Origin of the sequence: Streptomyces sp. RPA4-2 (assembly GCF_012273515.2) — a bacterium.
Classification (GTDB): domain Bacteria; phylum Actinomycetota; class Actinomycetes; order Streptomycetales; family Streptomycetaceae; genus Streptomyces; species Streptomyces kaempferi.
Window position 1 is genome coordinate 8,911,794 of the sequence record NZ_CP050975.2, and the last position, 9,629, is coordinate 8,921,422.

Annotated in this window: 6 protein-coding genes and 4 pseudogenes; 2 read left to right on the top strand and 8 right to left on the bottom strand. The window is 69.0% G+C overall.

Translation table 11 applies throughout. The features are described 5' to 3' along the window. Positions 1-486: 486 nt before the first annotated feature. From HEP85_RS39225 to HEP85_RS39255, 7 genes and pseudogenes are all read right to left on the bottom strand, one after another. Positions 487-630 (bottom strand): annotated as a pseudogene (locus HEP85_RS39225) (IS5/IS1182 family transposase); the annotation flags it as partial. A gap of 107 nt (positions 631-737) precedes the next feature. Continuing rightward, positions 738-1,286, bottom strand: a pseudogene (locus tag HEP85_RS39230) (group II intron reverse transcriptase/maturase); the annotation flags it as partial. Continuing rightward, positions 1,283-1,692, bottom strand: a pseudogene (locus HEP85_RS39235) (IS5 family transposase); the annotation flags it as partial. The pseudogenes HEP85_RS39235 and HEP85_RS39230, both read right to left, overlap by 4 nt. A gap of 143 nt (positions 1,693-1,835) precedes the next feature. Beyond that, positions 1,836-4,163 carry a SpoIIE family protein phosphatase gene (locus tag HEP85_RS39240; protein WP_369658037.1) on the bottom strand — a complete coding sequence of 776 codons (2,328 nt, stop codon included), beginning with the start codon at positions 4,161-4,163 and terminating at the stop codon, positions 1,836-1,838. 493 nt (positions 4,164-4,656) lie between these two features. Next, a pseudogene (locus tag HEP85_RS39245) lies at positions 4,657-4,806 on the bottom strand (IS5/IS1182 family transposase); the annotation flags it as partial. 18 nt (positions 4,807-4,824) lie between these two features. After that, a complete protein-coding gene (locus HEP85_RS39250; RefSeq protein WP_168532100.1) occupies positions 4,825-5,259 on the bottom strand; it encodes a hypothetical protein in 435 nt (144 codons plus the stop codon). 309 nt (positions 5,260-5,568) lie between these two features. After that, positions 5,569-6,036, bottom strand: coding sequence for a DUF6192 family protein (locus HEP85_RS39255; RefSeq protein WP_168532101.1), 468 nt, complete (start codon positions 6,034-6,036; stop codon positions 5,569-5,571). Between the two features lie 1,280 nt (positions 6,037-7,316). Here HEP85_RS39255 and HEP85_RS39260 point away from each other — a divergent pair. Then, positions 7,317-7,649, top strand: coding sequence for a MerR family transcriptional regulator (locus tag HEP85_RS39260; RefSeq protein WP_168532102.1), 333 nt, complete (start codon positions 7,317-7,319; stop codon positions 7,647-7,649). A 540-nt stretch (positions 7,650-8,189) separates the two neighbouring features. Here the strand turns inward: HEP85_RS39260 and HEP85_RS39265 are convergent. Next, positions 8,190-8,693, bottom strand: a complete 504-nt coding sequence (locus HEP85_RS39265; RefSeq protein ID WP_168532103.1) for a hypothetical protein — start codon at positions 8,691-8,693, stop codon at positions 8,190-8,192. 215 nt (positions 8,694-8,908) lie between these two features. Here HEP85_RS39265 and HEP85_RS39270 point away from each other — a divergent pair, with 215 nt between their 5' ends. Further along, complete coding sequence (locus tag HEP85_RS39270; RefSeq protein WP_168532104.1) at positions 8,909-9,304, top strand: RNase adapter RapZ; 396 nt, start codon at positions 8,909-8,911, stop codon at positions 9,302-9,304. Positions 9,305-9,629: the final 325 nt, after the last annotated feature.

The window sequence follows — 9,629 nt, forward strand, 5'->3', positions numbered from 1 at the left end:
GAACTCCCGACCGGCGGGTGACGGCTCGTCTGGTCCGTGTGGCGACCTCGACGGATGATGGCTGCAGCGAACTCATCGGGCCCCGGCTTCCGTTCCGCGTGTCGGCGGCCCGCTCGGAGTGGCCGCGTCGGCCCGCCGCGCGGCGGGCCGACGGGCGTGCGTCACCCGCGCGACGCCGGGGCGCCGGGCCGTCTTGCTACCAGACGTGAGCGCTCCCGCCGCGAAATAGAAGGTTTCGTACGGATCCCAGGAGCGATTCATTCACCTTGCGTGATCGGTGTGCCGTCACCGTGCCCGACCGTCGGCATCGCAGCGTCGGCCGTCCCGCCGCGAACAGCCGTCGCTGCCGGCCCTCCGGCGGCGCGGGAGTGGGAGTCGTCGGATCCGGGGAGGACGGTCGGCGGTCCCCCGAACGGCGGGGGAGCATTGCGATCGCGATCACGATCACGTGCGGCGGTCCGAAGCCAAGGTTGTTTGGTTCGAGGTTCAGGTGTCGCGCCAGTTGGGGGTGGATTCGCGGGTGAGTCGGGGGCTTATGAGGTCGATCATCGCGACGTGGATTATGGCTTCGGAGCGGTGGGGGCGGGTTTCGTAGTCGCGGGCCAGGCGGCGGTGATGCATGAGCCGGCCGGTTGGGTCGGCCGCGCGGTGAGGTGCCTGCCGTGGCAGGTCCTGTTCCGGGCGGCCTCCCACCGAACCGGACATGACGGTTTCCCTGTCATCCGGCTCTCCAGTGACTACTGCGTGTGTGGTCTGGCCGGCCTTTCCGCATGGATGCGGTCGTGGCAGGTGTCGCAGGCCACGACCGTCTTGCGGCGCCGGTGGAGCATGACGCGCGCCCAGTCGGAAGGCTGCCATCCGGCATGTGCGAGGTCGGCGAGAGCGCGGACGTGGTGCACTTGCACGTTGCCCTTGCTTCCGCGGATCTCGCAGGTATCCGCCAGGAGTCTCGCGATGAGTTCCTTCTGCGGATAGTCCACCCGGATCGGCTCCCGATCGGCGAGTTCCGCCGCTCGTTGCCGTTGGAGGGTAATTCCGCCGAACCGTGCCACCAGTGGCTTTCTGTTCTTCCGCTCGATTCGGGCGTCGAAGCAGACGCGAGGCCCGTTGGGGGTATCGACTCTGACCCTGTGCTTGGCAGCCATCTTCGATACTGACGAACGGTGCTTGGCGGCAAGGGTCTTGAGCATTGCTGTCTCCATGACCCATTGCAGTCGGTGCAGCCGGAAGACATCTCCGGCGAGCAGGTAGTACTGGACAACGCCCCGGTAAACGGTCCCGAACGTCGTCTGGGTCGGCCGACGACGCCGGCCACGGCCGGGATCTTGTCGAGCAGGGGCAGGAGTTGGGTGACGTCGTTGCGTTTTCCGTCGGTCAGTGACACCGCGAGCGGGATGCCCTGGGCGTCGGTGATGATGTGGTGCTTGCTGCCCCGACGTGTGCGGTCGACTGGGCTGGGTCCACTTTTGGGCCCAGCCGAGCGGCCCGCACGTGGGAGGAGTCGATCACCGCCCGCGACCAGTCCAGCTTCTGCGCGGCCCGCAGCTTCTTCAGCAGCACCAGGTGCAGTTCGTCCCACAGGCCGGCGTCGTTCCATGCGGCCAGGCGCCGCCAGCAGGTCATGGCCGAGCCGAAGCCCAGCTCCTGGGGCAGGTACTCCCACTGGATGCCGGTGTGCAGGACGAACAGGATCATCAACAGCTTCTGTTAGGACCTCTCAGTGCCGGCGGCACGGTCCGAGCTGCGCCACCTCGCCAGCGCCTACGGAGCCGTCAGGGCCGCGTGACCGATCGCCCCGGTCGACCAGGAGCGCGAGGTTGCGGCAAGGGTTGCGCCTATCTGTTCGCGCTAGGGGTTGCGCCTACTGGTGCGCGGCCCGCAGGACCGTCCCTGTGTCCGTGCAGGTCACCACGCTGCTTTGCCGTGGTCGGCCTGCTGACATCCCCGTTGCGGCTGCTCTGCGCATCTCCCTGGGCGCGGGGGCCGGTGGCTGGTGGGAGGGCGAGTTCGGCCCAGATGGTCTTTCCGTCGGACTGCTGCCGGGTGCCCCAGCGCTCGGCGAGTTGCGCCACGATGAACAGTCCGCGTCCGCCCTCGTCGAAGGTGCGGGCCCGGCGCAGGTGAGGGGCGGTGTTGGAGCTGTCGGACACTTCGCAGATCAGGGTGTCGTGTCGGATCAGGCGCAGCTGCACGGGGCTGCCGCCGTAGCGGATGGCGTTGGTGACCAGCTCGCTGACTACGAGTTCCGCGAGGAACGCCGCCTCCGGCAGCCCCCAGCGAGCCACCTGCAGCGAGGCCAGATCGCGGGCGCGGGCGACCTCGGAGAGGTCGTCCAGCAGCTCCCAGGCGATGGTGTGCCCGTCGTCCAGGGCCCGGGTGCGGGCGACGACGAGGGCGATGTCGTCGCGGGTGCGGTCGTCGCGGGTGCGGTCGTCGACCAGCAGGTCCAGTACGTGGTCGCAGGCCTCCTGCAACGTGGGCTTCGACTCGGACAGGACTTCGAGCAGGCGCTCGAGGCGTTCGTCCAGGCCGTGGCGGGGAGATTCGACGAGGCCGTCGGTGTACAGAGCGAGGAGACTGCCCTCAGGCAGCTGGATCTCGGCGGTCTCGAAGGGCAGGCCGCCCACGCCCAGCGGGGGACCGGCCGGGAGGTCGAGGAAGCGGGCGCCCTCCCCGGGGCGCACCACGGCCGGCGGGGGGTGGCCGGCCCGGGCGGCGGTGCACCGCCGCGAGATCGGGTCGTAGACCATGTATAGGCAGGTCGCGACGAACTCGCCGACATCCGCATCGGCGACCGCGTCCTCGCCCGAGCCCGCCGGGGTGGGGGCAGTCTCGCTCTGCAGCCGGATGACGATGTCGTCGAGGTGGGTGAGTAGCTCGTCGGGCGGCAGGTCGATGTCGGCGAGGGTGCGCACCGCGGTACGCAGCCGCCCCATCGCCGCCGAGGCGCGGATGCCGTGCCCGACCACGTCGCCCACGACCAGGGCGACCCGGGCCCCGGACAGCGGGATCACGTCGTACCAGTCGCCCCCCACGCCCGCCTCGATATCCGCGGGCAGATAGCGGGCGACCGCCTGCACGGCCGGCTGCGGCGGGACTGCCTGGGGCAGCAGGCTGCGCTGCAGTGCTACCGAGGTGGCGCGCTCGTGGGTGTAGCGGCGGGCGTTGTCCACGCACACCGCGGCCCGCGCCGCGATCTCCTGCGCGAGCAGCACGTCGTCGGCGTCGAAGGGGTCCCGGTGCCGGGACCGGGTGAACAGCGCCGCACCGAGGGTCACCCCGCGGGCGCGCAGCGGGACCGCCAGCGTGGAGTGCGGCGCCTGCGTGCCGGTGCCGTTCGGATCGGCGGGCCAGCACTCCTCGCCGTCTGCGGCGTCGGTGAACTGCCCGTGCATGGGGACGCCCCGCAACAGGCTCAGGGCCGGCATCGAACCCCTGCGGTAGGTGACGGTACTGCTGTCGGGCGGTGCGGCGGCTGCGAGCGCGGCCGGCACCGACCGGCGGGCGGCGCGGCGAAGGGTGACCGGGCCTGCGTGCGGCCCCCGCGCGGGCTCCTCGCCCTTGAGGACGGGATCGAAGAGGTCGACCGCGGCTTGGTCCGCGAAGCGGCGCACGGCGACCTCGGCGAGCTCCTCGGCGGTGCGGGCAACGTCCAGGGTGCCGCCGACCCGGGTGCTGGCCTCGCTGAGCAGCGTGAGCCGCTCCCGGGCGACCATCAGGCCTTTCAGGCTTCTTTCCGCGGCGATACGGGCGCGGCAGACGGCCAGGCTGACCAGGATCGAGGCGACCAGCGCGGTGACGACGGTGATCCGGCTGGCGTGGGACATGGACGGCAGCAGAATGCCGTAGGCAAGGATGGCGACGACCAGGTTCGCCAGGCCCACGATCAGGGTCTGCCGTAGCGGCAGCAGAGCGGCGGCCACGACCGGGATCAGCGTGGAGTACTCGGCCATCCCCATGACCTGCATGCCCGCGGCGGCCAGGACCAACCGCGCGCCCGCGACCACCACCACGGCGATCAGCAGGGTGATGAAGGCGGCCCGGACGGACGGGGCGGCGGTCCCGGTTCGACGGGGGACCAGCGGGGTGCGGTGCATGACGTCGTCCTCCTCGGGCCGGCTGCCGTACGGCGAGGCGACCGGGAAACGGGCGGGCAGTGGCATCCACGCGGGGCTACCGGTGACCGGTGAAAGTGCTGGTCACAGGCCGGTGATCAGACCGATAGCCGAAAGCAGCCAAGAATTCTTGATATGTCGCCTGATAGTAGAAATTTACGCCGTGTCGGTGGGCCGCTTCCACAGCGAACGTGCCCGGCCCGCCGCGGCCGGCCGGAAGGAGCAGCGATACGGCAGAGGCGGCCGTTGCGTGCCGGGTGCGGCATGGGTGTGACGCCGACTGGAGCCTGTACGTTCCCGTGCCCCCCGCGACCGGCATTGTCCTGGCGGAGGCCCGGGTCACCGTCCCGAGCCGCCGGTAGCCGACCCCCGGGCGCCCGCTGCAACACCTGATCGGAGTTTTTCCGGTCAGGTGTGCAACGCGGCATCGTCAAACGCCGCGGCCACATGAAAGCCCTCGTCGCCGTCGCCCGCTCCATCCTGGTCTCTAAATGATCTCTGAGTGGCCTCGGGCATGTGGGCTGCTGTACGGCTTGGTGGTCTATCCGGCGAGGGCGTGGTTATGCATCCGTGCGACGCCGAGCATGGCGTGGTGGACGCCGTCGCCTTTGAGTCGACAGTCGCGGAGAATCTTCCAGGTCTTCATGCGTGCGAAGACGTGTTCGACGCGGGGTTAGCTCCGCAACTCCCGTCGGGCGATCACGGAGGATCACTCAGCTTCCGGCCACCCGTCCAGAGCGGCAGCCAGGCGGTAGCGAAGAGCCGGATCCGTCAACTCGCCAGCCAGACGGTAAGCGATCGGCCCCACCTGCCAGCCTGCGTGATAATCGAAAGGCGGAGGCGGACCAGCCGCATTGTGCGCGAGCTTGGCTACGAGCTCCGCGAGCCGGAAACACAGGTCCTCCGCAGCCGTCAGGGGCTTGTCCTTGTCGAGCCCGCGCTGACGGATCCGATCGAAGACCGCCCGACCCTCCGGCCATTGCGTGCTGTCTGCGGCAAGAGCCAACGCAGCTTGGATCTCCAGGGGCTTTCCCAGCGTCACCGAAGCAGCCTCGAGCACCCCGCCCGCCCACACCACCGGGTCCCGCTGACGCTCAAACAGTGAACGCCCCCACAAGGCTATTTGGTCCGCGCTTCCACTCATTTCGCGATCATGCCAAGACCGTCAGCCAGCGGCGGCTGCGATGGACGCCGGCGCCGTCTCGGTGCCGCGGCGGGAGCGGAGCACCATCCGCCCTTCTTCGGTGTGGAGCAGGGCGCAGAAGGTGTTCCCTTTCGGTTTGCCCGCTCATCCCCTCCGCAGATCGGTCCATGGGTACGGGCGCGGTCAGCGTCGGCTCGGGCAGCGACCAGGTCACCCCTGATCTCTTCCACCCGGCGGCCGCGGCGTCCCGCCCCCGAACAGTTGCGGGCGGACAGGGTGACGAGGTTGGTGGTCACCGCGGCGGCAGGATCAGGCTCCGGGCCGGGGAGTAATGACGGTGGTTGTCCCCTGCTGGGCGGCCGGTGTTTTCCCCTGGGTTCCGAGCCGCTGCGTGGCGTCGTCCACGGTCCAGCGGGTCTTGCCGTCAGGGAGCTCGTCGATCGCGGCGAACCGTTCCCGTTCGTCGTCGATGCCGGCCAGCACGCGGTGGACGGTGAACGACTCCGTTTTCCGGCGCCGGTCGGCCGGCCAGCGTGAGGCGGTCCAGCGCGCCTGCTGGATGGTGGTCACGGGCAGGCCGAGGTCCTCGGCCAGCCGGGCCAGGGACTGCGCCGCCGGCCGTGTGGCACCCGTGGCCCGGCTGCTGCAGGGCCGTATCGGTTCGATCTCCAGAGCCCGGTCACCGATCGTGAACTGCCCTTGTGTCTGTTGTCCGGTCACGCCGCGCAGCTCGGCAACGATCTGCGCGTAGCGGGACCGGCTGACGGCTCCGACCACCTCGTTCTCCTCGGATATGGCTTCCCCTGCCCACGAGCGCGGTTCGTGGCACAGCACTTCGGGCCATGACAGGCCAACGCCCACACCCATGACGGAGCGTCACGCACCATCAGTCGAGATCGCAATGCGTGCACATTACTGCTCGTTCTGGGTGGAAGTGGTCCACTGTGGCGTCCGATGATCCGTTCACTCTGAGCGATCTGCGATCGGCCTCTTCCGGTGTCTTCGAGTCCTCGCCCCACCGGGTCGGGAGCGATGGGTGGCGCCGGACGGGCGATCCATGCGCCTCGCTGCTCCGCCGCTTGCCGACCAGGACCGGGCAGGACGCTGTGTGTCTGGAAGGCCGCGCCGGGGCCCAGTGGCCCGTGGCCTGCGCGCGCCGGCGAGTGTGCGTCAACGCTCCTGCGGGCTGGGGAGCGGGCTCGTACGGGGTTCTGGCGTCCGTGTCGGCTGAGGCCCGGTCCCGCCCGCTCCTCGCGACCCGCGTCGTGTCCTTTGATCCGGCAGGGGCCGATTACCTCTCCGTTGATCAAGCGGAAATCTATGTTCGCCAGAGTAGACATTTGGGAGTGGGGTGGTTATGGTTTCTCTCGTAGCCGAGATCGAGCAAGGCCCGGCAGACAGGAACTGCCAGGCAGCAGTACGCAGTTGCAGTGCGCAGGACGGTGCGGTGGTGGAGCTTCGAAGCCAGGGTTGCTGCAGGACGGCGACGGGGCTGACGACCGGACCGGGTGGCCCGCAGTGATCAGGGGCCGCCGTGAGCAGGACCGCGGTCAATGCGGTGGCAGTACCGGAAAAGTGCAGGTCGCAGTACCAGCAGCGAGGTTGTCAGTGGTTCCTCGGTGAAGGCGTCGGCTGCGGGCGCGCGTGCCGGGAAGTTCGGTAGTGGGGTTCCAAGCCAGAGCAGACGCAGGATGGGCGACGGGGCTGGCTGCTGAAGAGTGACGCTGGCACGGGTCACCGAGCAGGTCGTATTACCGGCAGTACGCAGTAGAGCAGTACCAGCAGTTGGTAGATCCCAGAGGGATGAACGGAGGGGCCGAGCGCCATCAGGATCGCCCGGGCGTGATTGTTGAGTCCGGGTACCGCAGGACATCGATAGTGAGGTGGTCTCCGGTCGAGCAACCGCGATCCCCGCATTCCCCGTCCTCTCCCGGGCGGGCGTGCGGACACAGAAGGCCGGCGCAGTATCAGGGCCGGCAGATGGTGTAGAAGTTCCTTCGGGGCCCTGGTGCCAGTACGGCACCAGGGCCCCTCGACGCGTTCCGTAGAGAGGTGCAATGACAGCAGACGATTCGTTCGGCCGGCTCGATGACGACGACTACCCCGCCTACACGATGGGCCGGGCCGCCGAGATGCTCGGCACCACCCAGGGCTTCCTGCGCGCCATCGGCGAAGCCCGCCTGATCACCCCGTTGCGCTCCGCGGGCGGCCACCGCCGCTACTCCCGCTACCAGCTGCGCATCGCCGGCCGCGCCCGGGAACTCGTCGACCAGGGCACACCGATCGAGGCCGCCTGCCGCATCATCATCCTCGAAGACCAGCTCGAAGAAGCCCAGCGCATCAACGCCGAGTACCGGCACACCGCATCCCGACCCAAGGCCGGCACCTGACCCGCAATCCGCGGCGACGTGCCGGCCCGGCGCCGGTCCACCGATTTCAGAAAATGAGCGGATGATCGCCGAAGATTCCCAGCCGCGGGCCTATGGACAGCAACCCCCGCCCCGCCCCGCCACCACATCCGACGCCCTCCGGACCTCCGTGGTTGATACGCCGTCAGGCACAGCCGGCACGCAGGCTGCCGGGCAGAGGCCTGCGTTGCTGGCCGCCGCGCGCAGCATGTATGAAGCCTGGTCCGGCCGGGTCACACCAAGAGTCGTCGACATAGACGCAAGTCAAGCAGGCTCGACCAGCTTCGAAACACCAGGCCGTTCTGGCGAGCCGGTGGGGCCCAGAAACTGCTCGACGGACCGACCTCGCCTCAGTGCTCCAACGGCGAAGGCGTCTAACAAATAGCGCATCTGTGCACCGTAGAGGATGGTCTCGTGCTGTCTGAAGCCGACCAGGGCAAAGGGCCAGGCACAGGTGAAATCCGGCTCCTGAGGATCCGAATCCTCACCCGGCTTTGAGTCGGCTCGCCATTCGACCAGCCGTCAGAGCTGGCCGCTGATCTGCCGAGAGAGCCCCTCGAAGAACTCCTGAAGACTGGCCGCGGCAAGGTCGAACTGATCGAACCACGAGGCGGTGGTCGACCTCCAGACCCGCCCGGAGCCCGCCAGTGCGAACAGATGCCCGCCCCCGTCGCTGGCGAAGACCAGGGCGGGCTCTTCCCCGTCGATCTGGATGGCCCCGTACTCACGGAAGTGGTCCGCGACCAGCGAGGCCGGGTGGACGAAGTAGCCGTTCTCCACATTGGGCAAGCAGACCTCGTCGATCACCCAGTACATCGTGGTCAGGTCCGAGGGAATCGGCGTCAGCTCCACGAGCACGACGGTGGCCTGATGGCTCGCCTCCGAAGCCTGCACGACCACGTTGCTTCCCGGCTCGAAGCCAAACCGTGCCTGGAACGACTCCATCAGCTTCGCGAGCGCCGCACCCACCTGCTCACACCAGCCGCGAAGCCACTCGGCATCAAGCCGTTCGTCAGCCACGGTCACTCCCATTTCCTCCGCCGAGGGCCCGCCCACGCGAGTCCGGAAGAACCTACAGGAGCGTTCACGCCGATCCGGTCAGAGCCATTTCAACGAGCCCCATCACGGGCCGCCACCAACCAGGGATGAACTCCGTGATGAGAGAACGGCTCTCAGCTGGCCGTCCTCGCTGACCGACGCGACAACCGGCGCATCCCGCCGCAACAGGGCAGCGGCGTCTCATGAGAGTTACAAACGGTGGAGAACATTTCCGCGGTCCCTACTGGGACCGAGGCCTGCGCGAGCTGACCGCCCGGGACCGGCGCGTGATCCGTGCCGTACTTGGCACGCCCGGCATCCGGCAGCTGCTCGCCGCGACCATCACCCAAGCCCACGCCTACACCCGCAGCCCCGGAGCTGGGCAGCACACGCTGTCCATCGCTGTGGGCTGTGCAGGCGGGAGGCACCCTGCCGGTGTTACGGCCTACGTCCTTGCCCGGCGTCTGCGCCGTCGCGGCCACCAGGTCGCCCTGGTCCACCGTGACCTGCACATGCCCGCACCTGCCGCGTTACCCCGGCCTCACCGCACGCTGCACAGCGCGGCGCCCCCGCGGCCGGTTCCCGTACCGATCAACTAACCCGACCGACTGGACCGGTTGGACGTCCATCGAGGTGACCGACTTGGTGGCGTCTCCACGAGTACGCACATGCGGCCTGACCAGCTCGGACGTAATAATCGGCGCCCACAGGCAACCAGCCCCCGTTCGGCCGGGTGCCCCCCTGCGGGACGTACCTCGGCTGCGGTGCTCTGGCCGGCCTCCCTTCAGGCGGTGTCCGCCAGTGACACCATGGTGGATGTCAACGGAGCTTCGTGCCTGCCAAGTCGAGAGTCTCCCGCTCCGCTCGCGGGCGACTGGACCGCAGCGGGTGGGGGCCACGCGGCGGGCATGCCGCACCTGGGTG

Excerpts from the sequence above, each read along its gene's own strand:
- HEP85_RS39240 (WP_369658037.1), bottom strand. The coding sequence starts at position 4,163 with ATGCCACTGCCCGCCCGTTTCCCGGTCGCCTCGCCGTACGGCAGCCGG.
- HEP85_RS39250 (WP_168532100.1), bottom strand. The coding sequence starts at position 5,259 with ATGAGTGGAAGCGCGGACCAAATAGCCTTGTGGGGGCGTTCACTGTTT.
- HEP85_RS39260 (WP_168532102.1), top strand. The coding sequence starts at position 7,317 with ATGACAGCAGACGATTCGTTCGGCCGGCTCGATGACGACGACTACCCC.
- HEP85_RS39270 (WP_168532104.1), top strand. The coding sequence starts at position 8,909 with ATGAGAGTTACAAACGGTGGAGAACATTTCCGCGGTCCCTACTGGGAC.